The sequence below is a fragment of the Paenibacillus sp. J22P90 genome (genome assembly GCF_059692195.1).
The window spans coordinates 43,180-68,272 of record NZ_JCAUAY010000014.1 but is presented as its reverse complement, the minus strand read 5'-3'; the positions used below and the strand labels follow the sequence as shown (position 1 = coordinate 68,272).

Annotated in this window: 23 protein-coding genes; 3 read left to right on the top strand and 20 right to left on the bottom strand. The window is 45.6% G+C overall.

All coding sequences use genetic code 11. The features are described 5' to 3' along the window. Positions 1 to 47 precede the first annotated feature (47 nt). Positions 48 to 1,046 carry an ABC transporter substrate-binding protein gene (locus tag AC58UX_RS30200; RefSeq protein ID WP_497259752.1) on the bottom strand — a complete coding sequence of 333 codons (999 nt, stop codon included), beginning with the start codon at positions 1,044 to 1,046 and terminating at the stop codon, positions 48 to 50. A gap of 296 nt (positions 1,047 to 1,342) precedes the next feature. On the opposite strand from AC58UX_RS30200, the gene AC58UX_RS30195 reads away from it, so the two are divergent. The 3 genes from AC58UX_RS30195 (at position 1,343) to AC58UX_RS30185 (ending at position 3,653) form a co-directional block, all read left to right on the top strand. After that, positions 1,343 to 1,675 carry a PadR family transcriptional regulator gene (locus AC58UX_RS30195; RefSeq protein ID WP_497259750.1) on the top strand — a complete coding sequence of 111 codons (333 nt, stop codon included), beginning with the start codon at positions 1,343 to 1,345 and terminating at the stop codon, positions 1,673 to 1,675. Then, complete coding sequence (locus AC58UX_RS30190; protein WP_497259748.1) at positions 1,672 to 3,015, top strand: FtsW/RodA/SpoVE family cell cycle protein; 1,344 nt, start codon at positions 1,672 to 1,674, stop codon at positions 3,013 to 3,015. The genes AC58UX_RS30195 and AC58UX_RS30190 overlap by 4 nt, the downstream gene beginning before the upstream one ends. A 107-nt stretch (positions 3,016 to 3,122) precedes the next feature. Continuing rightward, entirely contained in the window at positions 3,123 to 3,653 is a 531-nt protein-coding gene (locus tag AC58UX_RS30185; RefSeq protein ID WP_497259746.1) for a hypothetical protein, read from the top strand. 106 nt (positions 3,654 to 3,759) lie between these two features. Here AC58UX_RS30185 and AC58UX_RS30180 read toward each other — a convergent pair whose 3' ends face one another. From AC58UX_RS30180 to AC58UX_RS30090, 19 genes are all read right to left on the bottom strand, one after another. Beyond that, the gene (locus AC58UX_RS30180; protein ID WP_497259744.1) at positions 3,760 to 3,963 is read right to left on the bottom strand and encodes a hypothetical protein; all 204 of its coding nucleotides are present in this window, start codon (positions 3,961 to 3,963) and stop codon (positions 3,760 to 3,762) included. After that, a complete protein-coding gene (locus AC58UX_RS30175; protein WP_497259742.1) occupies positions 3,963 to 4,304 on the bottom strand; it encodes a DUF1801 domain-containing protein in 342 nt (113 codons plus the stop codon). The genes AC58UX_RS30180 and AC58UX_RS30175 overlap by 1 nt, the downstream gene beginning before the upstream one ends. Positions 4,305 to 4,366: 62 nt before the next feature. Continuing rightward, a complete protein-coding gene (locus tag AC58UX_RS30170; protein WP_497259740.1) occupies positions 4,367 to 5,158 on the bottom strand; it encodes a Nif3-like dinuclear metal center hexameric protein in 792 nt (263 codons plus the stop codon). Positions 5,159 to 5,211: 53 nt separating this feature from the next. Then, positions 5,212 to 5,718 carry a DUF402 domain-containing protein gene (locus AC58UX_RS30165; RefSeq protein WP_497259738.1) on the bottom strand — a complete coding sequence of 169 codons (507 nt, stop codon included), beginning with the start codon at positions 5,716 to 5,718 and terminating at the stop codon, positions 5,212 to 5,214. A 12-nt stretch (positions 5,719 to 5,730) separates the two neighbouring features. Then, positions 5,731 to 6,258 carry a hypothetical protein gene (locus AC58UX_RS30160; RefSeq protein ID WP_497259736.1) on the bottom strand — a complete coding sequence of 176 codons (528 nt, stop codon included), beginning with the start codon at positions 6,256 to 6,258 and terminating at the stop codon, positions 5,731 to 5,733. A 150-nt stretch (positions 6,259 to 6,408) separates the two neighbouring features. After that, positions 6,409 to 7,743: an ABC transporter substrate-binding protein gene (locus AC58UX_RS30155; RefSeq protein ID WP_497259734.1), complete on the bottom strand. Its 1,335-nt coding sequence runs from the start codon at positions 7,741 to 7,743 to the stop codon at positions 6,409 to 6,411. 27 nt (positions 7,744 to 7,770) lie between these two features. Next, positions 7,771 to 10,137, bottom strand: a complete 2,367-nt coding sequence (locus tag AC58UX_RS30150) for a bifunctional diguanylate cyclase/phosphodiesterase (RefSeq protein WP_497259732.1) — start codon at positions 10,135 to 10,137, stop codon at positions 7,771 to 7,773. 224 nt (positions 10,138 to 10,361) lie between these two features. Continuing rightward, on the bottom strand, positions 10,362 to 10,640 hold the full coding sequence (locus AC58UX_RS30145) for a YjcN family protein (protein ID WP_497259730.1): 279 nt from the start codon (positions 10,638 to 10,640) through the stop codon (positions 10,362 to 10,364). Between the two features lie 35 nt (positions 10,641 to 10,675). Beyond that, positions 10,676 to 11,194: a hypothetical protein gene (locus AC58UX_RS30140; protein ID WP_497259728.1), complete on the bottom strand. Its 519-nt coding sequence runs from the start codon at positions 11,192 to 11,194 to the stop codon at positions 10,676 to 10,678. Between the two features lie 227 nt (positions 11,195 to 11,421). Then, the gene (gene rbsK, locus AC58UX_RS30135) at positions 11,422 to 12,357 is read right to left on the bottom strand and encodes a ribokinase (RefSeq protein WP_497259726.1); all 936 of its coding nucleotides are present in this window, start codon (positions 12,355 to 12,357) and stop codon (positions 11,422 to 11,424) included. A gap of 10 nt (positions 12,358 to 12,367) precedes the next feature. Continuing rightward, on the bottom strand, positions 12,368 to 14,512 hold the full coding sequence (locus tag AC58UX_RS30130) for an acetate--CoA ligase family protein (protein WP_497259724.1): 2,145 nt from the start codon (positions 14,510 to 14,512) through the stop codon (positions 12,368 to 12,370). A gap of 7 nt (positions 14,513 to 14,519) precedes the next feature. Next, complete coding sequence (locus AC58UX_RS30125; protein ID WP_497259722.1) at positions 14,520 to 15,428, bottom strand: HpcH/HpaI aldolase/citrate lyase family protein; 909 nt, start codon at positions 15,426 to 15,428, stop codon at positions 14,520 to 14,522. 4 nt (positions 15,429 to 15,432) lie between these two features. Further along, positions 15,433 to 16,452 carry a LacI family DNA-binding transcriptional regulator gene (locus AC58UX_RS30120; RefSeq protein WP_497259720.1) on the bottom strand — a complete coding sequence of 340 codons (1,020 nt, stop codon included), beginning with the start codon at positions 16,450 to 16,452 and terminating at the stop codon, positions 15,433 to 15,435. A 115-nt stretch (positions 16,453 to 16,567) separates the two neighbouring features. Continuing rightward, positions 16,568 to 18,673 carry an ADP-ribosylglycohydrolase family protein gene (locus AC58UX_RS30115; RefSeq protein WP_497259718.1) on the bottom strand — a complete coding sequence of 702 codons (2,106 nt, stop codon included), beginning with the start codon at positions 18,671 to 18,673 and terminating at the stop codon, positions 16,568 to 16,570. Positions 18,674 to 18,692: 19 nt separating this feature from the next. Beyond that, a complete protein-coding gene (locus AC58UX_RS30110; RefSeq protein ID WP_497259716.1) occupies positions 18,693 to 19,850 on the bottom strand; it encodes an ADP-ribosylglycohydrolase family protein in 1,158 nt (385 codons plus the stop codon). A 61-nt stretch (positions 19,851 to 19,911) separates the two neighbouring features. Next, entirely contained in the window at positions 19,912 to 21,390 is a 1,479-nt protein-coding gene (locus AC58UX_RS30105; protein WP_497259714.1) for an extracellular solute-binding protein, read from the bottom strand. Positions 21,391 to 21,459: 69 nt separating this feature from the next. Then, positions 21,460 to 22,344: a carbohydrate ABC transporter permease gene (locus tag AC58UX_RS30100; RefSeq protein WP_497259712.1), complete on the bottom strand. Its 885-nt coding sequence runs from the start codon at positions 22,342 to 22,344 to the stop codon at positions 21,460 to 21,462. Positions 22,345 to 22,356: 12 nt separating this feature from the next. After that, the gene (locus AC58UX_RS30095) at positions 22,357 to 23,253 is read right to left on the bottom strand and encodes an ABC transporter permease (protein WP_497259710.1); all 897 of its coding nucleotides are present in this window, start codon (positions 23,251 to 23,253) and stop codon (positions 22,357 to 22,359) included. Between the two features lie 130 nt (positions 23,254 to 23,383). Then, the gene (locus tag AC58UX_RS30090) at positions 23,384 to 25,078 is read right to left on the bottom strand and encodes a dienelactone hydrolase family protein (protein WP_497259708.1); all 1,695 of its coding nucleotides are present in this window, start codon (positions 25,076 to 25,078) and stop codon (positions 23,384 to 23,386) included. Positions 25,079 to 25,093: the final 15 nt, after the last annotated feature.

The window sequence follows — 25,093 nt, the reverse complement described above, 5'->3', positions numbered from 1 at the left end:
GGAATCCACAAAGGAATGAACATATCGTTCATTCCTGCGTGTTTCAACTATTTGATATCAAAATATTTGTAGAGATCCGCAAGCATCGCTTTCGCTGCCATCGAGCCTCCCGCTAAGTTCCAAGTAATCGTATCTACTTTAAAGTACTTACCGTTCTTCACGCCCTTTAGATTTTTCCAAAGCGGGTGAGACGTCCAATCGTTGAGCGATTTCTCTACGGCTGGTTCCTCTGCGTTCAGACGCGTGATATCAAAGATATACTCCCCGTCCAACTGGGACATTTGCTCTTTTGAAGTAATGTTGACTACAGCTTTACCTTCAACAATTTGCGCCTTCGGTCGCGGTAAGCCGAGTTCCTTGAAGATCGTTCCAGCGAACCCTGTTGCGTAAAAACGAGCACTGCCATCTCTCTCAAAACGGATAATCGAAACCTCGGATGTCGCCAGTTTAGTTCCTGCTTTTTGTTTAAACTCCGCAACCCCTTTATCCCAATCCGCTATAATCTTCACACCTTCTTGCTCCTTATAAAGAGCATCCGAAGCATATTTCAAATTCGCTTTCCAATCGAAAATCTCTTCTGTAATGATCGTTGGCGCAATGCTTTCCAGCTGCGGGTAAATCTTCTCATGACGCGTTTTTGTACCGATGATCAAATCTGGCTTCAAAGACACGATTGCTTCTACGTTTGGCTGTGTTTCTTCACCTAGATTTTTAACGCCTTCCATGTTGGCTCTCAAATAGTTGTACCAAGGCTTCTCTTCCCAGGATTCAACCGAACCGACAGGCTTAACGCCTAAGTGTGTAACAATATCCGTCATACCATTGAACAGGACGACTACCCGCTCCGGCTTTTTCTTCAAAGTAACTGTACCCATCGCGTGCTTGATTGTTTTCTCAACTGCTGCTGCAGCTGTAGCTTTAGCGGCTTCTGGTGATGCGCTTGCACTGCTCGTGCTGCTCGCATTGCCACCTGTTGTTTTTGAGCTGCCACACGCCGTAACGGCAAGTGCGAGTAACAGCACGACCATCATTTTTAAAGCTTTCATCGGTTTCTTCCTCCTTGTACAGCAAAGCACACACGATGAACAAGCCATCTATTTAGAATGCGGATGCTGACTCCCTATTTTTATAATTGATAATAATTCTCAGTCTCAATTATAAGTGGGTACAAAACCATTGTACATATCCGATTTTATCCGATTCATGGCGTGAATTTATCATAGTGTGAAGTTTGAATGCGCGTTTAGTGGAAAATGTTGCTAAAAAACTTTTCCCGTACTATACTATACCTAGATATTCGATGCATCGTAATTCTATAGTCATGAGAGGAGTTGAGCTATCCATGAAAATTAATAAAGAGTTGATGAAAGGTAGCACGGTCATCTTGATCTTGACCCTCTTGGATCGCAAAGACATGTATGGCTACGAGATGACCAAAGAAATGGAGAAACACTCCGATGGCGTATTCACCTTAAAGGAGGGTACGCTCTATCCCATTTTGCATACGCTTGAGTCTGAGGGCTATGTTGAAGCTTATTGGGATGAGAAAGAAGGACGGAAACGCAAAAATTATCGCATCACGAAGGCAGGCAAGGGTGAATTGGGCGTAAAGAAACAGGAATGGTCCCTTTTTCGCAATACAGTAGATCGTGTACTTGGGGAGGACGGGGTATGAGCAACTTTCGTCATCATGAGGAGATTACTACGTTCCTGAAGCAGGTTTGTCGCGAAATCAAAGCCAGAGAGGTTCATGCGGAAGTTCGGCTGGAGCTTGAAAGTCATCTGCAGGAGTTAATTGAGGAGAAGCTCACTACTGGGGTTGATTTGGATGCAGCTGTTAAGGAGTCGATTGTTCAAATGGGAACGCCGGTTGTCATCGGGCGGCAGTTTCATCTTGCCCATCGGCCTCGTTTTAACTGGGGGCTGCTTGCTATTATCGTAATACTTATGGCGATTGGGTTAATCGCTATATTTTCGGCTCAAGCTGCGCTGTCCAATCATCCCAATATTACTTCTTTCGGGCTGAAACAACTAGTGTATTTGGGTGCAGGCTCGTGCTTGATGCTGATCATTGGCTTTAGCAACTATAGCAAGTTAGCTAGGTACTCCTGGGGCCTCTTTGCGGCTACAATAACATTGCTTAGCTTTGTTTTACTATTTGGACCTGTGATGAATGGACGTAGCGGCTATATGAATTGGGGGCCTGTCCAACTAAATATCCCTGCACTCTCCCCCTACTTGCTTCTCATCGCTTTAGCTGGAATTTGGAGTTCACCACAACGAATCGTTATCAACGAATCCCTCCTGCGTACATTATTCCGTAAATGTTGGATCAACTTAGGAAGCGTTTGGCTGCCAAGTTTGCTCATTTTAAATACATATTCTATCGCGAATTTCGTTCTTTTCTTTATAGGATGTTTGACTTTGTTACTGGTTTTGAAAAAGAAGCGAACCATTCTCATTGCTCATTTCAGTCTAGCTGCTGCTGCCTTTGGTCTATTTATTTTAAAATTAAGCTATCAATCCTATCAAGCTCAACGTCTTTTCGCTTTTACACATCCACAAGAAGATCCGCTAGGCATGAATTATCAAGTCATCCAGTCCAAATTAGCGATGCAATCCGCCGGTTGGTTGGGGCATGGATTTGGAACTCCCCTCAACACGTTGCCTGAGTTTCAAGCTGAAATGATGTTCCCTTTTCTCATCTATTGTTTCGGTTGGGGGGCTGGTATTGCTTTGGTGATGATGATCACGCTGTTCGTCCAGCAAACAGTTGGCGTCTCGCGGAAGGTGAGAGATCCCTACGGAAAAGCTTTAGTATCTGGGTTATTAACCTTGTTGATCACACAGTACATTTGGAGCATCCTTATGTCGATGGGACTGGCTCCCTATAGCTCGTTTCAACTCCCTTTCATTAGCTATAGCGGCTCGCTCGTTATTTTTCAATTTATAGCCATCGGCATCATGCTTAGTGTCTATCGACGCAAAGACCTCGGCACTTCACAGTTTACATAGGCTTAGAGATCGCACCTCTTTTTTCAGCCACTCAGCCACTATCCCTTACCAATTTGTCCTATGGACATATACTTAAGAGAGAACCCAATAGGGAGGATTTGTGTGCTATGAAATCAGACCGCGTTACGATTATTATAGAAAAAGGGAAAAAACGTATCATTGCGCAATCGCCCATTCATGGTGTTAATAGGTTGGTATTCGTTATCAACCATCAATTTACGAATGCTCCTAACACGACGCAGCTCGCAAGTGGCGCAGGTCGAAGCAGCGCATCTGGTAGCAACGCCGCTATTAAATCTCCGCATAGTCAGCAACAGCAAAGCGTTGGGGCTGGCGGCAAAGCGAGGAACAAATTGGTGAAAGGCGGCGCAAAAGGCAGATTGCTTGAAAGCAAATACCTTTCCGAGATACGTCGCAAAGGCAAAGAAATCGTCGTTGTCATTAACGATCAAATCGTGAAGCTCCCCAAACATGCTAAGAATGCCTCGGCTACCCAAGTGGCAAGCGGCGCTGGCAAGTACAGCACGAGCGGGACGAACTCAGCCATCGACAGTCCGGGTACAAAGCAGCAGGACGCTGTCGGTGGGAATGGAAAAGCTTCAAATACATTGGCTAGCAAGAAGCGTAAGAAGAAGTAGCATAAAAAAGAGCTAAGCGATCGCTTAGCTCTTTTGCTTTTGGCCTCACTGCCGTGGCAAGTGAAAATCCATTATCTCCAAACCCCTTGCCGCACTCGAGTTAGTCTCATTTATTCAAAAAATAGTCATAGTATGCACCTTGGATAATCAGCACAACGTCGCCAAATACGCCAACACTAAAAAACAAGAAGTAGTATGTAGCCTTGGATACATCTTTGTTGAAAAGCTCCTTAAAAGCTTGAATGATTAACTTCTCGAATTTAAACCAATTGAGTATCCAACCAATGATAAGAAATGTGAGAATTGTCATTAAAGTGTCGCAGCCGCCTGACTTAGCAGTGACTGCAGTTGTGCAGCATCGACGGCTTGTCCTTGCCGCAGCTTCAAGGTCTTTCTTTCTGGAGGACCATCGAACAATGGCTCAGGGAACGAAAGTCCGCTGGCATTAAAGATCGTGAAGCTTACAGCGTCCTTAGACGTTGAAATAACGGCGGCGTATTTTCCATTTTTTAAAAAATGAGGCTTCTTATACTGTATACGCTCCGCAGCATCCGGTATCGCCTGCAGCACCACCTGACGCAATTGTGTAGACAGCTCTTGCTGCCATGGTTCCTTTAAAGCTTCAATAAAATCGATGACTTCCTGGCTCATTCGCATACTCTCCTTTAGATGGTTTGTTAGATTGTTTTAGACTGCTTCTATTTCATCAATCTTCAAATCCGCTGTACCGCAAGCCGGCACTCCATGAACGCCACGTCAACCTCAGGAAAAGCTTCCCGCAACATCTCCACGACGGTAAACATACCAGCTTCCTCACTCTTCTGATGACCAGTAACGATCAGTGCTTTCTTAAGTCCCATATCCGCGGCGTCCCTCACATATTCGTTCGTCTCCCACTCATTCGTCTCACCAACGATTAACAGGTCGATCTCCTGAGTCCCCAAGAATTTGATATGAGCGTTACCACCGGATGCACCAGGCATCAGGCCGAAACGCTTCACACTCAGATCCGGATCCCCGGCAACAAGCACACTTTCGATGCCAAGCTTACTTTTCAGATGGGCGGCAATCGTGCGCACCGTGTGCACCTCATCTGGAGGCGGCGTCAGCAGGTTCATCCGCTCTGGATTTGCGTAGGATTGCCAGTCCAGCTGTCTCAACATCCCCGTAAGAATGCCATCCGGCTTATATTTATGTACGTAATCGTGCAATCGGAAAATAGAAATGCCAGATTCCTCGATGAGCGCACGCTTCTTTTCGTAAACAGGATTACCTCTGAGCCACTCGCCTTCATCCAGGTGGTTGTAATACGTTGGTTCGTGGGTGATGATGAGATCGACGCCTGCTTCCACCGCTTGCTTAATTGCCGCATAAGTCGTCATAAAAACGACAGCCACTTTCCGAACTTCCACATCCATGCGTCCGCTTTTCAGCGTATCCACGGTATTATTCAAGGGTCCGACAGGCTCGATAAGGCGTTCTAACACCATCTGTACCGTAATCATGATAAATGAAACCTCCCATAAGTTTCGTAATCATTGCTTCGTTACCTAGGAATTTACTTAGGAATACAATCGATAAACTTGTCGAGATAGCCATCAAACGGGAATTCCTTTTTGCTAACCTTGTCCTGTAAGTCTCTCAACGCTTGCTCGGCTTGAAGGATCAGCTCATCGGGATATCCGAATTTAACCGAATGGCTCGCAAATTCATCTTCATCAATAACCTGCCAGACACCACCACGCCGCACATAATCGAGATCCAAATCGACGAAGGAAACTGTATTCCCTTTCATCACGGCCGGCTGGTTAATATTACAATAAAATTCGTTTAGCTTTCCATCGACCACATCAGCACTAACCGTGAACCACGAATCAAAGGAGAAAAACTCAATCGTCCAATTTTCGACGGTAAATACACTGCCTTTTGTATAATGATGCAGCTGCCTTCCATACTCCCCTAAAACAACGATATGTGAATCCGTCTTTTTCAATAAGGTTGTATTCCATTCATAATGCTGGCGATTGCCATATTTTAAAGCTTGAATCGTTATCTGATTGTTCATTATGTCGTCCTTTTATGTGTCGATTAGAGACTTAATTCCCCCCATAATTTCATCCGGGAGTGGCTCTTTCACTAGTAGGTTAAGAAAATGTGGATTCGCTCCGACTTCCTTCAAATAAGCGAGTAATTTGGCGGCTTTTTCGCTTCTATTCATTAACGAATAGGCGGCATACCATACCTCAGGACTGCCAACTTGAATGCCTTCCCAAGTAAAGCTCGGGCTAGCTGACAGGCTGCATAAGCCTTTATCGGTATAGATCGAGAGCCCGCAAATAATCTCCACTTGGGGTCCATCACTATGCACGACCAGCTTGTACTTGGTTCCAAATGGATAGTCACCGCTTTTCTTTTCTTCGATTCGCTCGTGTTGTAGAGCTTGCATCACTTGATCTTTTGGGGCTTCGACCATGACATCCCAATCCCCAACCGCATCGGTTAAACCCAAGCTAAGCATTAAACCACTTCCACCCAAGGAGTAGCTAATGTCGGCTCCACTTAATTTTTCAGTTACAGCAATTAAACTGCTACGATCTGGATTCACCTTGGCTCTCCTTTTTCAGCAAATGTATCATTTGCTTCTATTCTACGTATATAGACGCTAACCATACTATTTGGTTTCGCATTTCGCAAATCGCAAATGAAAAAAGCAATCATTTCCCATAGGGGAAGACTGCTTTTTAGCCATGGCTATTTAATTCAATCCGGATGTGCGCTTCTGTTCCTTCCAGAATATATCCATCTTGCTTAACGTCTCCTGAATCGTTACTTTCCCTAACAACATCGCTTGTCCCGCTTCCATCGCTACCTTGTCCCAATTGCTATTCCCAGGATATTGAAACGGAGGCTTGTAGAGCAGGAATATATCCGGCTTGAGTGTCATGTCGAGCAAGGTTTTATAGGGACCTGTTTGGAAAAATGGATCCGATACCGCGGATGTGTGAATCGGAACTAAACCGTACTTTTTGGATAATTCGGTATTTTGCTTGGCGTCAGAAAGATATGAAATCAGCTTCCAGGCTTCTGCTTTATGTTTGGAATGAGAGGCGATTCCCCAACCAGCGCCGCCAACACTGACAAGTGCGGTCCCTCTGGGTCCTGTAGGTATGGGTGCTGTAGCCCACGTTCCTTGCTGCATTTTGTCTTGTATCGTTTGAATGACATCTGGATCCTGCAGCAATATCGCTGTCGAACCGGAGGTGAAGGCCTCTACCTGCTCTTGGAATCCCCAGTAAATGGAGTCCGGCGGCGAGACTTCCTTATATAATTTCATATACATTTCCATCGCTTTAACCGCTTCCAGCGAAGAGTAAATGGTGGATCCGTCATTTAAAAATGGGCCATCATTCAGATTCACGAAATCGCCATTATAAGCAAGTAGCAACGTATCCAAATTGGATACGGAGCCCTTCGCGCCGCGGAAGGAAAAGCCGTAATGATTCTTGGCGGGATCAGTCAGCTTTTTACCCGATTCATAAATTTCTTCCCACGTTGAAGGCGGCTTAAGCCCTGCAGCATCAAACCAATCCTTCCGGTAGAACATTTGCCGTTGGTACAATCCGTTCGCGATAAAGTAAGACTTTCCACCGACAACAGAGATCGATTTGGCTGCTCGAGTCAGCGTGCCTATTTGATCCCAGGAAACCATGTACTCGTTTAAAGGGGCAATATTGCCTTGGCTTGCCAGATCCGCAACATTCACATCTCTGACTTCCAGAATATCGAGCTCTTGTTTCACATTTAGCATCGTTTTGATGGTAATATCCGCCTGTGAAAAGGGAGGTGATATGAGCTCCACTTGAATACTGGGATTCATACTCTCAAATTGGGCTATCTGTCCTTTTATAATCGCCGTTCGATTCGGATTCGTTAAGCTCTCGATCATACGCAGCGTCACTTTGTTGTCATTGGATGGCGCGGATGGTGACGGCCCCGTTTCCTGGCTGGAACACGCCACCAGGCTTATAACAAGTAAAATCAATACGATTGATACAATCCAATGTTTCCTTTCTCGTTGTCTCGTTCTCATCATGGTTTCCCCCTCGCGCTCAATTGGTTAGCCATTCTGTAAAAGTTTCCCAGTTGTATCATACACTCTTCTTTCTGCCAATAGTTCTGCGCATTCACTAGACGGAATGGGACGGCTGTATATATAACCCTGAATATCATCGCAATTACATGCTTGCAGCAAGGCCACCTGCTCCATAGACTCTACACCTTCGGCTGTCACTTGCAAATTCAAACTATGTGCCATAATAATGATCGCCCCGACGATAGCGCGTTCTTTCTCGCTGGATACGATCTCATCTAAAAACGTCTTGTCAATTTTCAACCGTTGAATCGGAAAGTTTTTTAAATAGTTTAAGGACGAATAACCCGTGCCAAAATCATCGATCGAAATTTTCACACCTAATGCATGAAGTCCCTGTAATGTAAAAATAACCTTTTCCACATCTTCCATCGCAATGGATTCGGTAATTTCCAGCTCTAAATACTGTGGATCCAGACCTGTTTTATGTAACACGTCGGCAACTGTCTGGATGATCTCGGAGTCTTGGAATTGATGAATCGATAAGTTGACGGCAACGTGCACCTTAGGAAGCCCTGCATCCTGCCAAGCTTTATTTTGTTTACATGCCGTGAAGAGAATCCATTTGCCAATTGGAATAATGAGACGTGAGTACTCAGCAATCGGAATAAATTCGGAGGGAGGGATGAAGCCATGCTTAGGATGATTCCATCTAACTAGCGTTTCGACGCCAATCACTCTGCCTGATTTCAAATCAATTTGAGGCTGATAATACAGCAGCAATTCATCACGATCTATCGCATTGCGCAAATCTCTTTCTAAAGAAAGCTTTTCATACGAGTTTTTTTCCATCGTGCTGTTATAAAATTTGTGATTATTTCTACCGCTTTCCTTGGCATTGTACATCGCGGTGTCGGCATTTTTGGTCAAGCTTTGGATATTAACACCATCTTGCGGATACATACTAACGCCTATACTAACAGAAACATGGAGCTCTTTCCCTTCGTAAGGCACAGGCTTTTGAATCTGATGTGTGATTTGCTGAATCGTTGACAATATGGCTTCGGGGTTCCCAGCATTCGGCATCAGGATTAAAAATTCGTCCCCGCCAAAACGAGCGATCGTACAAGACTTATCTAGAAGGTTCTCTAGTCTACGGGCCGTTTCTATAAGCAGCTTGTCGCCAGCCTCATGCCCAAAAGTATCATTAATAATTTTAAATCGATCCAAATCCAGGAACAGAACGGTAAACGTTAGCTTATTTTGCTGAGCGAGTTGAATTTCCTTTTCGATAACCTCCATAAACAATTTGCGGTTTGCCAAATCGGTCAAATGATCATGATAGGCCATGTATCGGATTTTCGCAGCATTGCGACGCCTTTGCAAATAGTAGTTAAACAAGTAGGTAAGAATGGCGATTCCTACCATGCTGATCAGCATACTATTGCCTATGGTATTCGCATCTCTAAACAATTCCGAGCCTGGTATTACGGCTTGTACAATCCAGTCGCTTGCTGCAATTTTCTCCGCAACAACCATTTGCATTTCGCCATTGACCTTGGCCGTTTTACTTGCAGAAGGATGTCCACCATGAATTGGATTGTCCTGAAACAAATTAGGGATATGATAAAAATCCCCTTCTACTTCCAATTTTGTTCTCGTTAGTAGTTGGTTATCAGGATTCAGAATGACCATTTCACCATTTTGAATATCGCTTACGGCACGCTTGAGTACATCGGAGCTGATCTCAATAAGGAGTACATATTTCATTCCCGAACTCAATTTAATCAGTCTGTTAATGGCAAATGAAGGCTGGCCTAAATTGGAGTAGCCGTATCTTTTCGTCTCGAGCCATCCGATTTCACCATTCGCAATAACAGCCCTCTGAAACCACTCTTCTTTGTTGTATTCAATGGTTTCGGCGTGGAGTGTATCCGTTGTGATTTCTTTGAGCTTCGTGTCAAGGGGAATCAAATGAATACTCGTAATATCACTCTTGCTAAAGAACCGAATCGCGAAGCTCTCCACAATTTTATTCCTAGCCACAAATTTCTCGGTCTGATTCGTTGTCTGACTTCCATAGATCTGGAGTTGATTCAGCATTTCCTCGTCTGTCAAAATACTGAACGTTAAATCCTCATAATTGCGGAAAATAATATTTAACGTGTCTCTTGATTGCGCTACGGTTTGCTTGGTTGCTGAAGTCATTTTATCTATGACAAGCTGCTGCGAATGCGAATAGGAGAAAAAGCTGAAGCCAACGAAGAGAATCGCAGAGCCACCAACCGCCCAGACAAACAGCTTAAGACCCACCGCCTGCACGTTTGGGTCCTTGCGAAACAATTTGAAATAGTGCCTCCATTGTTTGGCCAGCTTGGATATGATATGTATCAAAGGATAGTCCACTCCTGTCTACGCTACGAATACTGCACTTTAGTATGATCCCGATTTACAGCTATTTGATCGTCACAATTCATGATACACCTAAAATGTTTAGTAACTTTATAGAAAAGAATTAATAATGTATTAGCATGACTGCCTTTCCTACCTTTGTCCTCCTAGAAAAGGATTTCACTGGAACAAAAAAAGGACTGCCCCGATCGGGCAGCCCTCACTTGCTAGGGTCCAGTTCCATCCGCTATCACACGATAGCCTAACCAAGATTTCTTCACCCAAATATTGGATCGCGATATTTCGCCTACATAGTACAACTTAGCTCCCCCAAACGACGTGCTGCCTGTCTGTTTAACCTCCGCACGGATAGCATGGATGGGATGCAAGCCGATCAAAACATTTCTTCGTACCACTAAATCCGCTGTTGGGAGCGGTAAAATAAACACATAAATAAACAGGAGTGAAACTAGAGTGATGAGCACTATCTTCTTTTTTCTAGGCATCGTATCCTCCTCATCACCATATCATCACATTCAAACTACTTCGGCAATTCCAGCCATTGCTTCACTTTCGCATCCATTTCTTGTTGTAAATCTTCAATATGACCCGTATCGCGTTGCGCCATTTTTACATATTTCTCAGGAAATATTCGTTTCAAAGAGGATTGATATAAGCTGCCATCCTGGGGTTCGGCGTAATCAATTACCTTGTAGCCAGTTGCCTCTTTCTTCAGTTCAATACGAGCTGGAAGCGAGTGTCCCGCTTGACTTTTCAACCCAAAACTCTTCGTAAAGCCACCAAAGTAGGAGTACATATAGACACGGATGATGCCATTGGACTCGCTCGTTCCATATATTTTGTGGACCTCAAACTGCTTTTCAGTTTGCATATATGCCTTTGCGTATTTTTGGATGATGTAGCTGGAAATCAGCTCGTGCATCTCCGCAGAGATCTGGCGGCTGCCATCTTGGAGCTCTGCGTTATCTTCTCTATATACAGTAAAAATAGTGAGTATGCACACGATTGAGATGAGATAGATCATGATTTTAAATTTCACACAATCACTCCTTGGCCGACAATAAGCATACTAGTTAGACGTCGCTGTGATTCATTCGGTTGTATCACTAAGAAAAACCTGAGGCTTTGCCTCAGGTCCTTGTGCCGCTAGCGCCGCGGTCGACGCACGGACGCAAATAAGGGGTAAGCTTCGCTTACCCCAAAACATATAATCTCTGCAAAAAAACCAGCAAACACAATGTCTGCTGGTTCCCATAATTTCACTTATTACTTGTTAAAAGTCCCCTCAAACTGCTCCACTTCTTGCCGTGTCGGCAGCGAGGTTTGAGCACCGAAGCTCGATACCGTCAGCGCGCCGACTTTCGCCGCGTACTGGATCGATTGCTCCAGTGTGTGACCTTCACCATGCCATACCGCCAAGGCTGCATTGAAGGAATCACCAGCTGCCGTCGTGTCCACAACGTTAACACGATAGGCAGGGTAGGTGCCTGCTACCCCATTTAAGTGATAGGAAACCCCTTTTTCCCCTAGGGTAATGATCACATCGGTCTTTGTCATGCTGCGCAGCACGTCCATGATGCCCGCATCATCAGCAGCAGGACCCTCATGCTGTCCAGAAGTCAGAATGGCTGCTTCTGTCTCATTCGGCGTCACCAAATCAACGAACGGCCAAATCTCCTCCGGCAGCACCGCAGCTGGCGCGGGGTTCAAGATGACCTTCACGCCATGCATTTGCGCCACTTGAACAGCGCGCAAAACCGTCTCTTGCGGAATCTCAAGTTGGACAAGCAAGACATCTGCGCCAACAAACGCATCCTTGGCGCGGTCTACATGCGCTGGCGTCACACTGGCATTCGCACCTGGGACAACCGTAATCCGGTTTTCCCCATCCTGCACTTGAATGAGCGCCACACCTGTCGTTTGCTGAGGATCCACCGTGATGTAGGATGTGCCTACACCTTCATTAGCTAATTGCTCCAGCATTTGTTTACCGAAAGCGTCGCCGCCTACGCAGCCAACCATTTCAACCTGTGCACCTAACCGCGCGGCAGCAACGGCTTGGTTGGCCCCCTTGCCGCCGGGGATCGTGACGAATTCCTGCCCTATCACGGTTTCACCGGCGACAGGAATGTGTTCAGACTTCACGACGAGGTCGATATTGATGCTGCCAACCACGACGATTTTTGCTGTCTTTTCTTGCATGCTGCACCCCCTAGATTTCGCTGTACACCGCTTGCTCAGTATCTGATTTCAATGTAATGACACAATCGAGCGCGTTAACCCCTTCACCTTTCGGTAATACAGCAAGCGGATTAATCTCGACACTTTCAATCGTATCCTGCTGCTCATATACCCAGTAGGAGAAAGTGACCAAGGTATCAAGTAAAGCATCCATATCCGTTTCAGGTATGTTGCGGAAGCCTTGCAAATACTTCTCAAGCCCCTTAATTTCGCCGAGCATGCGCTTCGCTTCCTCTTTGTCGAAAGGAGCCACACGCCAAGTAACGAGTTGGAACAGCTCGGTGAGTACACCGCCAAGACCGATCAGAACAACAGGTCCGAAGATCGGATCATTTGTCGACCCCAGGATCAACTCGATTTTGTCGCCGACCATTTCCTCCAACAGCATACCATCTACATCAGCTGTGTCTGCACCTTGCTGAATGCGACGCTCAAAGAATTCCCGCACCTGCTCCGGCTGTTTCAAGTTCAAAGCTACGCCGCCGCTATCGCTTTTGTGCGTAATTGTTCGTGAAACAAGCTTTGCCACATAGCGTTTGCCATCAAAAGGTATGGACGTTAGGAACGACTCGATATCGCCATCCACCGCTAAGAAATAGCTCTCTGGCACGGAGATCCCGACCGATTGAAGCACTTGCTTGCCTTCGATCTCCGTCAGTGTCAACGAACTCGTCATCTTCGCAAATTCCTGCAATTGCGCCGCGCCATCTATCGTCGTACGATTGGCTGCAAGCTCTTCGCTTAATTCAGCACCTTGTGAACGCTCATAAAATTCGACCAAACGTGTAAGCGTGGAAGCTAATTGCTTCGGATTAAAGAAGAGCGGTATTGGCAGCTTCTTAACAGCTTGCAATTCCGGATCTTCCAGACTTCCTGTCCACAACCAGAACAACGGCTTATTGGATGAACGATCCAGCGCGCCAAGGCGTTCTGTTAACGGAGATTTCCCGTGGGTTGCGTATACAATTCCGTTCAATTCTGCCTCGTCTTCAAGCGCGGCATGGATCTCCAGAATTTGTTCCGTTTGCATCGTACCGGACAAATCGAGCGGATTGTTCGCCGTTCCGAATCCAGTCAGCAGCGTATCAATGCGGGAAACAGTATTTGCTTGGAGCTGAGGTACACTTAGTCCTACAGCACCCATTTTGTCGCCAACAAACCCGCCGATGCCGCCGGAATGCGATAATACCGCGAAGCGACGCCCCGTAAGCGGTTTGCTATATTCACTGCTCTTCACAAGCGCGATGAACTCTTCGTAATCTTTCGCTGCTAGGATGCCTTTTTGACGGCAGAAAGCATCGAATACTTGCTGATCGCCAGTCATCGAAGCAGTGTGGCTTGCTGCTGCTTTTTGTCCTACAGCAGATTCACCAATCTTCAGCGTAATAAGCGGTTTGCCCAGCTTAAGTGCTTTATCCGCAAGCTTAGCGAAGGCTTTACCATCTTTGATGCCTTCAATGAATAATCCTACTGCAGTCACATCCGGATCGTCCAGCATGAAATCGGCAAACTGTGTCATTGAGACACTTGCTTCATTGCCGGTGGAAACGATGTAGCGGTAGCCAACTCCGTAATCATTGGCACGATTCAGCAAAGGACCGAACGCCGTAGCGCCGCTATGTGAAATAAGACCGACAGATCCGCCGGCACGCTTACTTTCACCGATGGAGGAAGCTGAACTCGCCCACATGTTAGCCGTGCTGGAGCTAATCCCCAAGCAGTTAGGTCCACAGATTGGGATACCTGTGCGTTCTGACCATGCGGTTAACATACGCTCGCGCTGTTCGCCTGCCTCTGTTCCCGCCTCTCTAAACCCGGCGCTAATAATCAAGACAGAACCGACTTTTTTTGCTTCACATTGTGCAAGCAGTGACTCGACTAGCTCTGCTTTTACAATAATGACAGCCAAATCGATCTCTGCCTGGATATCATCAAGTGAAGCGTAACAAGGTACGCCGAAAATTTCTTTGCTTGTTGGATTGACGGGAAATAATTGCCCCGCGTAACCTTGCGTCAGTAAATTTTTCATTAAGCGGCCACCGTAATTCATTTTCTCACTGGCACCGACGACCGCGATGGATAACGGATTCAACATCCGCCCGATAGCTGTATTCATTTGTCACTCACTCCTTGCCTACCAGAATCGTGTTGCGTTTCAGTAATAATTGCGCCCGCAAATAAACGGGGGGATCTACCATTTTACCCATATAGGAACAGGACGATCTGCCCTGCTGCTCAGCTTCTTCATAGGCTTGAACAATGCCCATTGCTCTCTCGATCTCTTCCTGCCGCGGCGTGTACACCTCGTTCAGAATAGCTACTTGATCTGGATGAATGCAGGAGCTGCCCATAAAGCCGAGTTGCTTACTTTTTTCCGCTAAACGTCTGAAGTTATCTAAATTCCGAAAGTCCGCAATTGAAGACACGAAACCAAGCGGCATTACCTGATGAATGCGTGCTTGCAAAACAACTTGCGCATAATACGGAAATAGCTCCTCGCCTGTCGATGAGGCTTCAATCCCCAAATCGAGACAGAAATCTTCATTCCCGAGCGTTACCGTGCTAATGCGATCACTCGCCGCAAGCAGTTCGCCTAAGCGAGACAATCCTAGTGCGGATTCAATCAGAATCGAGATTTCTGTATGTCCTGCAGACAAGCCGCGCTCCCGTTCCAAATCTGTCAATTTCGCCTCAACGTTACGAATAATATCGACATCTTCCACTTTAGGAATGGTTACACTGTGCAGCCGCGGAGCGACACTGCAAGTTAAATCCTTCTCACACATGTCCCACTCATTGTTTAATCGCACATTGATTTGTGTAGAAGTTAAAGGCATCGTGTTCAGGGCTTCACGCACCATCTGACGGCCGATGTCCTTCTGCTCGATAGGAACACTATCTTCCAAATCAAGCTGTACTGTATCTGCACCGCGCGTTACTGCTTTCTGAATAAAGCGTTCCACATTGCCAGGGACAATAAGGGTAGAACGTCTTACTTTTTCAACGCGGTTTCGTACAAACTTTGTTTCCATAGGCTTAACTGCTCCTTCTGACCACCAGCTCTGGCGTCTCGATCGTTTCATGTTTGTGACGCAGGATCGGATGCTCAATCATCGACAATACCAGCTCCGCTGCTTTCATTCCGATTTCCTTCTTAGGCACTCGAACGGTTGTCAGCTTAGGAGTACATAACTTAGCCATACGAATATCATCGTAGCCGACAATCGCCACATCCTCAGGAATCCGAATGCCGCTATTTTGCAGCCTTTCCATGATATTAATCGCGGTATAGTCCGTTGATACGAATATGGCCGTTACTTGATGCGCCCGAACCCAGTCACTGATCGGTTTGTCAGCGGAAAACATATCCGAGCTGACCGAAAGCTGCGGATCCACTGCCAGGCCAGCTTCTTTATGTGCTAACTCATACCCTGTTTTCTTATTGATGGAGTCATTCGTATGCTTGACATATCGATTCGTATAAAAAGCGATCCGTTTATGACCTTTTTCAAGCAAATGCTCTGTAGCTAACCTTCCTCCAAGCACATCGTCACAGAGGACACGGTTATAATCGGTATTACCATCTATGGGATAACGCGTATAAAATACAAAAGGAACCTTCTCTTGCTGAAGCTTCTGATACATGCGCTCTTTACTGTCAACATTGGGAGAAGGATGAATGATCAGCCCCGCACTATTCAGCTGTAAAAACTCTTCAATAATGCTGTCCTCTGCTTCACCTTCATTGTTCGTGAGTCCTACTAAGATTTTGTAACCGCGCTCTTTGGCATAATTTTCAATGCCCAAAAACACCTCATGACTAAAGTCATCATGAAATGACGGAATCACCATGCCGATCAGCTTCATATGCTGACGAGCCAAGCCTTGAGCAATAACATTGGGACGATAATCAAGCTCATCGGCAAGCCGTTTCACTTTTTCCCGCAGCTCTTGACTGACTCTTCCTGTATTATTCAGCACCATTGAAACCGTCGCTTTGGTTACACCCGCAAGCTCGGCAATTTCTTTTAATGTAGGTTTTTTCTCTCGAACCATGTTCTCATCCCATCCCCAATTCGCCATCAAGTTTCTAATGCATCAATTGGCTGACAGCATAAGGGAAACCGCTGAAATGGCCTCTATCAGCTACCATCCCAGCGGTGTCATCTTACTAAATCTCGGTTAATCTTATGTTGCTATAAGATGTCCTTGCCGCAGCAATTGTACTAACACCAAACATACCATATTCAAAGGTGTTATCGGTATGCTTTATCACTTCTTCTTCATTAATATATAGAGTAATTGTACTTCCTTGTACAGTCACTTTGAAAACATAATCTTGCTCATGCTGCCAAGGGTAAGATACGCTTGCTAGCTTCTTGAACCCAAAATCATTGATATAGAAGGAAACTTCGTTCTCTCCGTCAAAGCCAACATGATAACCGCGCATTGCACCTTGTGCTCGAACAGCTGCCAAATGGGATAGACCTACATGAGGCTTTACATTGACGGTATAGCTATAATCCTTGGCGAAGTACGCACCTGTGTAAGCTTCTGCTGTTTCCGCCGTCATGAGGTACATCGCACCATTTTCAATGCTCCATGCGCCTAAATTATGAGCAAACGGTGTGATACAGCCGAAATTGACCGCTTGCTTAGCAAAGTCAATCGTATAATCCGCTTTACCATAAATTCTGAACTGGTCAATGAAAATACGTCCTAGACTTTTCGGTTTACGTGTCGAGTAAGCTTCCAATACGATCCCAACTTCGTCGATCAATTCACCTTCGGAGTCTGGAATTTGGAATTCAAGATGCAGCCAATCATTGTTTACCAGCTTCACATAACCCTGCACTAACTCTTTCTTGCTGTTAGCCAATCGTACGTAAGGAGCAACCCCCATCAATTCATTCCCGCCCCATTGGTCGAGATAAATTTTCATGGATACCGTTTGACCCGAGAAAGCTTTTGGTGAGAATACAGGGGAATATCTTTCATCACTGAATTCATCACGTGTGTAGAAAGGCTTATAGTAAATTTTGGACAGCTCGCCACGCGTCATACGGTCAAATACGACTTCAAGGGAACCCTTACCTTTAAATGCTTTCTCCGAAGAATGCTTCGTCATACAGAAGAACGGATCGGATACACGGAAGTTATGCGTGGAACCTGGCAGATCGAAATCAAAATAGATTTCATCTTCAACAAAGCTATCCTTCAACTCTTGCGGACAAGCCTCACCAGCTAGTCTATAACCAAGGATCGCAAGTTCTTTCGCGTACGTAGGAATATCCAAGATATTTAAGTAACCTGAAATCCCTGACATCACGATGGAATCGTTGATTGGCTTGCGATATTTATCAGCAATACCCGAAATCCCACAAGCAACCCCTAGAACCGTACCTACGTTACCTGCGTTACAATCCGTATCCCAGCCGCACATCGTTGCGATTTCAACCGTACGATTGAAATCACCTTGACCATAGATCATGGACAAAATACATACACCAGCATTCGGAATCATGTGGCATACGCCTCTGTATTTATCGTAGCCCCAATCCCGCTCAAGCATATCGCGGCAAGCTCGGAAATCGCCTGGGTTCTCTGCGTGGAATTTCAGTACAGCTCTTGCCACTTTGTTATACGTAGACTCAGCAGGAATTTGAGCAAGACCTGCTTCGATGATCTCATTAATGTTACTCGTTTCAAAAGCGGCAGAAATCGCCGCGCAGAAAAATCTAGCGCCGTAAACGCCTTCGCCATCATGGGATACACGAGCAGCAGCCTCACCGAAATCAGCAGCTTTCTTCGGATTACCTGGGTTCACTAAGCCCCACGTATCGATAAAGATTTGACCGCCAATTTGCTCAGCCATAATTAGACCATTTTGTTCAATCGAACCCGATTGAGGAGCTGGAACTCCTTTTTTCAAATTGATGTAAGCCGTATGCTCTGTACTAATCCCATAACCGCCCCACCAGAACATACCAATGCCCTCACGCGTGTAGTTCAGCCAAGCACGAGCAACATCATTCGGCGTAATATCGCGATCTTTTGCATCATCATAGAGTGCTCTTAAGAAGTAGAAAGGACCATTCGCATCATCGTCTGCAGCGAAATTTTTATAATCTTTAACATAGTCGGTGATTTCACCATAAGTATCTCTAATTCTTTCATATGTCCAAATCGTTGGCTCAACAGGCGCACCGATCCTGATGCCAATGTTCATGCCCAAGTAGCCGGCATATAATTTCTCCAAATAATTTGATGGTATCACACCAAACACCCGCCTTTATTTATTTAAAACGAAGTTGATCTTGTCTTCGCATATTTATTTCTAAATCTTCTGTAATAATCGCTGTTGCAGCATCGACAAAACGATCACAATTGTGCGCGATGTCTTGCTTGTTCGCAGATTCCAACACGGCAATCTCCGACTCTGGGATCGCGGCTACACCTTGCATCCCGCCGAGAATGGCACCGATCATGACACCGATCGAATCGGTATCGCGGCCAGAGCTGACACCGTCTTTCACAGCTTCCAGCATATTGCCATCATGTAAAACGATATAAGCTAAAGCTAGGGGAAGCTCTTCAATAGCAAACAAACGACTAGGCGTATAATGATTGGAAGGAATGCCTACTTTATCAATGCTTCGCGTCACATCGTCTCCCATAGGAGAATAATGAGCAATAACTGCATGAAAACGAGCGACGACTTTATCGCGATCTTCTTTCTCTTGTTTCAGCTCTGCTGCTGCTTGGCAGATGTCTTGAATCGCCTTTTTGGTGCCATCCTTGGCATAGCGCAAAGCCGTATCCACGATATCTTGCACCGTTGTGCCCGGTACGAACGCTTGGGCCACACAGGCAGCCATTACACCGGCCGCTTCTAAGCCATAGCTGACTTGATGCCCGGAAGCAAATAGAATGGCTTCATCGTAAGCTGCTTTCGGATTACATGCGTTAACAATTCCGATTGGAGCAATATACATAGCCGCGCCGCAGTTAACCATGTTGCCGTATCCGCCTTCGCGAGGCTCGCAATTCGCAAGCACATGGCGATTGAAAATGTGTTTCTCTGGATAGAAGAGTCTATCCATAATTAAAGCTTCTTTACCAAACTCCGGAATATATCTAGGTCGGAAGGCGATTTCCTTCACGAACTCATTGGCAAGATCATAAGCGTCCAGATGACGCTGTTCCGTGCAATACACGTTCATCAGAGCAAGCGTCATTAATGTATCGTCAGTCACGATACCTTCGCCTCTCATTCGGCCAAGCCTTGCAGCTTCCGGCCAATCCGCTTTCCACCACTTCGTCATCGTGGTATCTACGCGGCCGTACCTGCTTTTAATCTCACCATACGTTAACTTCTCAACAACAGCGCCCATAGCATCGCCATAAGCTGTACCGAACACTACACCTTTAACTCTCTCAGCAAAAGTAATCATTTCTCTCCACTCCCTCTACAGGGAGTGTGAGGCATCCCTGCCCCACACTTTGCAGTTCTATTTATTTAATCGTTTTATTTGCGTATTCTGTAACATCTTTACCGCCAGCTGCGTTCCATTGCTCTACGAACTTATCGAAATCTGCTACTGTTTTCTTACCTGTTACAACATCAGCCGCAAATCCTTTGTATACCGCAAGCGCTGCATCCCATTTCGCTGCCAAGTCAGCAGGCATAATAAACGCATTGTCTTTGGTAGACATGGAAGTGAACATTTCCAAAGATTTCACTGCCGGTGCTGATAGGTAAGGCGTCGCTGGGTCAAACGCTTTGTCCGGTTTGAAGTTGCTTGTGGACTCTACGAAATGCGGGAACCAAGAAGCGAATTTATCTGTTAGTTTAATTTTGTTATCAACGATTGTGTATTCTTGACCTTCAATACCGAGCTTGTCCAGCAATTGTCCTTTTGGACTAGCCATATACTCAAGTACTGAGAAAGCTGCGTCTTTATTCTTGGAACCAGCGGAAATCGCGAATCCACGGCTTTCTTTACTGATATCAACCGGCGTATAGCCTTGTCCTTTTCCTTTTGCAGGTGGAAGCGGAGTTAGCTTTGCATTTGCGCCATTTTGCCCTGTCATTTTCGTGTTATAAATATCAATAACTTTACCTTGTGTACCAGCGACAACCGCTGCTTGGCCATCATAGAAAGCTTTCTCTTTCGTATCAAACTTTTTCGTCAAATATTCCGGATCCAGCAAACCATCTTTGTACAACTTCGCATAAAAGGCCAATTTTTCTTTCTCAGCTGCGCTTGTTTTGCCATATACGTACTTGCCATCTGCACCTTTCAACCATGTGGATGTTACGCCAAATGCTTGTCCAAAGATCACATCTAGCTCATCTAAGTTGCCAGCTGTTGTATAGGCGTATTTCGCGCCGTTTTTATCTTTCAATTCTTTAAAGAACGTGTAGTAGTTATCTGGTGTTGGGTTCGCTAATACTTCTTTACCAGACGCTGTTTTATCCAACCAATCCGTGCGGACAACTGGTACGGCACTGTTAATTGGGGATAGCCACAACAAGTAAGGGTAATTTTTCATTCTTTCTTTGTTGTAATCGCTCATCGAAGCTTTCACATGTGTGGACTTGTCAATGTAAGGCGTCAAATCTGTTAGGATTTTTTGCGTAATCGCAAATTGATAGTCGCCACCTTGGAAGTACATCAAGTCAGGGATATTACCACCTTGCAATAAAAGTCCTAATTTTTCGGAATATGTTCCGCTTTGTACCGGTACGATTTGCAGCTTAATGTTTTTGCCTTCTGCTTTCATACCTTCTTCAATGCCTTTTACCAACTTTTGAACGTTAGGATCGTCTGCCGCGAAATCTTTCGCTACAATGCTAAGTGTTACTGGACCTTGTGACGCTGCATTTGTTGCTGCAGGCGACGTTGTTTCAGTTGTTTTGTTCCCCCCGGAACTGCACGCTGTGGTTAGCATCATTAACGCTGCAACCGACGTAAGTAGCACTTTTTTCATTGTATGTTCCTCCTAAAAGTTTTTCGCCAGAATACTGGCAGCTTAAGCAAAGGCTTAAGTGGTAAGCATCTATTCTTTAACGCCGCCTTCCATTACACCCTTCGCAAAATGCTTGAGAATAATGGGATATAGCACAAGAATCGGGATCATCGCGATAACAATGGTCGCTGCCTTTAAAGCTGAGAAATCGAGCTGAGCAATGGTGTTGTTTTCCAATAGATTGGTTGACCCCACCAACGCCGAGGTATCACCTTCTACGATGAACTGTCTGAGAAGTACTTGTAGAACTGTATTTTCACGACTGGAAAGGAAAATGCTTGATTTAAAGAACTCATTCCATCTAGCGACAATATAGAACATGCTGATGGTCAGGATCGGTATTTTGGATAGCGGCAAAACGATTTGAGTAAATATTCGCATATGCCCGGCCCCATCGATCTTAGCGGCTTCCAACAAAGATTCAGGAATCTCCTCAATGAAGCGCATCATAATGATAAGGTAGAACACGTTAATCGTACGGTAGATCACCATAGCCCAGAGACTATCAAGTAAATGAAGGTCTTTGATCACCATATACTCCTGCACGATTCCAGGCTCGAAAATCATAATAATGATGAGGAAAATCATCAGCGGTGTTTTACCCACCAAGTTTTTACGAGTTAACACATAGGCTGTAATCGTCGTAAAGAAAACACTAGAGATTGTTCCGACGATGGTGATAAACAAAGAGTTCGCAAGCGCCCTGCCGATCAATTCATTACTGAATACAACTTGAAAGTGGATAAGTGAGAAGCCCTTTGGCCAAATATCATAGCCGTGAATGAAGCGAACTTTATCAGGGTTGGAGAACGCTTTAGCAAAAATGTTCATAATCGGTACAAACATCGTCAATGTAAGGACGGATAATATGGCCCCGATCAACAACTTGGGTACGGTAATTTTTCTACCTACCATGAAACTGCCTCCTTACCATGCACCTTTTGAGGTGAGTTTTTTGGAAATGAAATGTGTAGAAAGAACGAGCACAACGCCAATCGCGCTTTTGAACAAATTCGCCGCTGTGGCAAATGAATATTGTCCGTTAATTAAACCAACGCGGTACACGTAAGTATCAATGATATCGATCTGACTATTGACGGAATCGTTCGTGAAGTTTAACACCTGATCCAGACCCGCATTCATAATAAAACCAACGTTTAGGATGAAGATGGTCACCATCGGTACATACAGATGCGGAATCACCACGCGGGTAATAATGTGCCAACGACTTGCTCCATCGACATACGCCGCTTCGTAGAGACTTTGATTAATCCCAAGAATGGCAGCAAGGAAGATAATCGAATCCCAACCAATGTTACGCCATGCTTCACTTGCGACAAGCACCCAGCGAATGGAATCTTTATCCGTTAGAAAGTCTTGCGCCGGGAAGCCGAAGAACTGAATTAATCCATTCACTGCACCCGTTGACTTGGAAAGAAACTCAAACCAAATCCCCGCGATAACAACCCAGGATAGAAAGTGGGGTAAGTATGAAATGACTTGCACCGCTTTGCGGAACTTGCCATTCATAAACTCATTCAGCATTAGAGCGAAAATGATCGGAATCGGAAAAATCAGAAACATTTTCATCGCGCTGATGATTAATGTATTTTTAATAACTTGAGCAAAGATCGGTGTGCTGAATAATTCTCGGAAATATTTGAATCCTACAAAAACGTTATCCCCCATAATCCGAAAATCATAGAAGGCTAGTTTCATCTCAATAATCGGCCATACGTGAAAGATAATAAAATAGAGCAAGCCAGGGAGCAGCATTAAGTAAAGCGTTTTGTCAGTCCATATTTGTTTCAATTTGGCACTCATGCGATCGGATTCAACCCCTTTCTACCTACTTACGATGGTTAACCGATTAATCAAGCTGGTTAACCGATTAAGCAATGTTGCAAACTAAGAATATCTTAATATGAAAACGGTGTCAATCTATGTTTTTTTCCTAAATGAATAAAATTTTGCCAATCGCAGCACTTCCTCTGGGACCTATTTCAGCTAACCCTTGGAAGGAAATCACGATTCTATGCGCTTTATCCCAGTAGGGAAGCTCCGTTCCTTCCTCGCTGTGAAACGCGCTGCGACGTAAGTCAAACTCCGACCACCCCGGGTTTACGGTGAGCTCATGGGTCCACATTTTTTGGCCCGCTTGATCAGGACGGTATAGCAGGGTGACGACCCAATGCCCAGGAAGTTCATTGTACAGCTGGAGCTGAAGTGTATTCGCATCACTTAAGCTGGCCATCATCGGATCCACAAGCTTATTCGTCGCTAGCTCAAATGGGATTCCCGGCTCATCCATGCCCAAGGCTTTGCCTCCCTGCGGATGCTCAAGAAAGGCATATTGAAATGCTGCATCATAGGGCTCCGTTCGCATGAATGGGCAGCTCCATCCATCAAGACCCTTGGAGAAGTCGGCAAGCAGCATGTGACTGGACTTCTCTATCGTACGATTCACCCCGATATACGCTGGTGAGAAACGAACGGGAAAAGAGCTCGTTTTGACGCCATCGGCGAATACGGCATCTATGTACATGTAGCCGCTTATTTGTGGATCCACCACGGGAATCTCAATACTAGCTTCTGCGGAAGCATCCACCTCTACAACTTGCCAGTACCTGCCCGGCGGAAGCACCTCGCTGAAGTCCCACCAAGACCAACTAAAGCGGAGTTTCTCAGGGAGCATGGATGACGCCTCTAAAATAGCATGCGCACGCAGGCTGTCATATCCTTCTGTGGTTGAAAGGCTGAAGGTGACGCGCGGCGCTTGCCGCTTCTGTCCTTCCCCTTTTACATGCACAGCGAGCCAGTGATCCAGCGTTTTCCCAGCCCATGGGTCGAGCTGATGATTCTGGTTAGCCGCGAAAAATAAGCCTCGATTTGCCTGCGGGATTTGAACCGCTGCCTCACAAATGGCGTCCATCCAGCCCCAGTAGTCATTGGTGGCTGACATCACCAGAACAGGCGCCTGCTGGCGCGAAGCTAACGTTACACCGTCCAACATGCTGTTCCATTCCAAGGTATCCTCTAAGCTATGTGCCTTACGGATATTACGATTCAGCCTTCCAGGAGCCAAATGCTTCCCGCAGCCGTAAATCGGAACAGCTGCCTTCAGCCGATCGTCCCACGCATTCAGCAGCCACGTAATGGTACCGCCTCTGGATATACCAAATACGCCAATCCGATGAGGATCAACCTCATCACGCAAGCTTAACCAAGTAACCATTTTCTTAGCATGAATGACTCTCGTTAGCATGACCGATTGCAAAGGGTCATATTCATCTTCCATATCAGAAAGTGGCATATTTGCCAAATCGCTAAATCGGTCCGCCCCGCTGATTTCTTCCTTCCAATCATAGCCTAGCGCAACATAGCCTTGACTCACCAAATGCTTAACATGGTCAAGATTAAGCGTCTGACTGCCCCCGCCATGAATGTGCATGACAGCCGGATTAGCCTGTGCACCTTTTGGAAAGCCTAACCATAAAAACGTTTTCACCCATTCACCAGGCAGCAGTTCCGTTTCCATGTACATCGCCCAGTACTCGGCATTTTCTTCGATCACACGCTCAATAATGGTCTCTTTGAACGTGCCCATCCGACCGGCAGCATCCATCAAATCTTGAAAGGTACTCTTCATAAAAATCAGTCCTCC

Bases quoted from the DNA above. Each gene is read 5' to 3' on its own strand.
- AC58UX_RS30155 (WP_497259734.1), bottom strand. From the start codon at position 7,743: ATGAGAACGAGACAACGAGAAAGGAAACATTGGATTGTATCAATCGTA.
- AC58UX_RS30095 (WP_497259710.1), bottom strand. From the start codon at position 23,253: ATGAGTGCCAAATTGAAACAAATATGGACTGACAAAACGCTTTACTTA.
- AC58UX_RS30130 (WP_497259724.1), bottom strand. From the start codon at position 14,512: ATGAATACAGCTATCGGGCGGATGTTGAATCCGTTATCCATCGCGGTC.
- AC58UX_RS30105 (WP_497259714.1), bottom strand. From the start codon at position 21,390: ATGAAAAAAGTGCTACTTACGTCGGTTGCAGCGTTAATGATGCTAACC.
- AC58UX_RS30125 (WP_497259722.1), bottom strand. From the start codon at position 15,428: ATGGAAACAAAGTTTGTACGAAACCGCGTTGAAAAAGTAAGACGTTCT.
- AC58UX_RS30200 (WP_497259752.1), bottom strand. From the start codon at position 1,046: ATGAAAGCTTTAAAAATGATGGTCGTGCTGTTACTCGCACTTGCCGTT.
- AC58UX_RS30185 (WP_497259746.1), top strand. From the start codon at position 3,123: ATGAAATCAGACCGCGTTACGATTATTATAGAAAAAGGGAAAAAACGT.
- AC58UX_RS30100 (WP_497259712.1), bottom strand. From the start codon at position 22,344: ATGGTAGGTAGAAAAATTACCGTACCCAAGTTGTTGATCGGGGCCATA.
- AC58UX_RS30195 (WP_497259750.1), top strand. From the start codon at position 1,343: ATGAAAATTAATAAAGAGTTGATGAAAGGTAGCACGGTCATCTTGATC.
- AC58UX_RS30165 (WP_497259738.1), bottom strand. From the start codon at position 5,718: ATGAACAATCAGATAACGATTCAAGCTTTAAAATATGGCAATCGCCAG.
- AC58UX_RS30180 (WP_497259744.1), bottom strand. From the start codon at position 3,963: ATGACAATTCTCACATTTCTTATCATTGGTTGGATACTCAATTGGTTT.
- AC58UX_RS30110 (WP_497259716.1), bottom strand. From the start codon at position 19,850: ATGATTACTTTTGCTGAGAGAGTTAAAGGTGTAGTGTTCGGTACAGCT.
- rbsK (WP_497259726.1), bottom strand. From the start codon at position 12,357: ATGCAAGAAAAGACAGCAAAAATCGTCGTGGTTGGCAGCATCAATATC.
- AC58UX_RS30190 (WP_497259748.1), top strand. From the start codon at position 1,672: ATGAGCAACTTTCGTCATCATGAGGAGATTACTACGTTCCTGAAGCAG.
- AC58UX_RS30120 (WP_497259720.1), bottom strand. From the start codon at position 16,452: ATGGTTCGAGAGAAAAAACCTACATTAAAAGAAATTGCCGAGCTTGCG.
- AC58UX_RS30145 (WP_497259730.1), bottom strand. From the start codon at position 10,640: ATGCCTAGAAAAAAGAAGATAGTGCTCATCACTCTAGTTTCACTCCTG.
- AC58UX_RS30175 (WP_497259742.1), bottom strand. From the start codon at position 4,304: ATGAGCCAGGAAGTCATCGATTTTATTGAAGCTTTAAAGGAACCATGG.
- AC58UX_RS30170 (WP_497259740.1), bottom strand. From the start codon at position 5,158: ATGATTACGGTACAGATGGTGTTAGAACGCCTTATCGAGCCTGTCGGA.
- AC58UX_RS30090 (WP_497259708.1), bottom strand. From the start codon at position 25,078: ATGAAGAGTACCTTTCAAGATTTGATGGATGCTGCCGGTCGGATGGGC.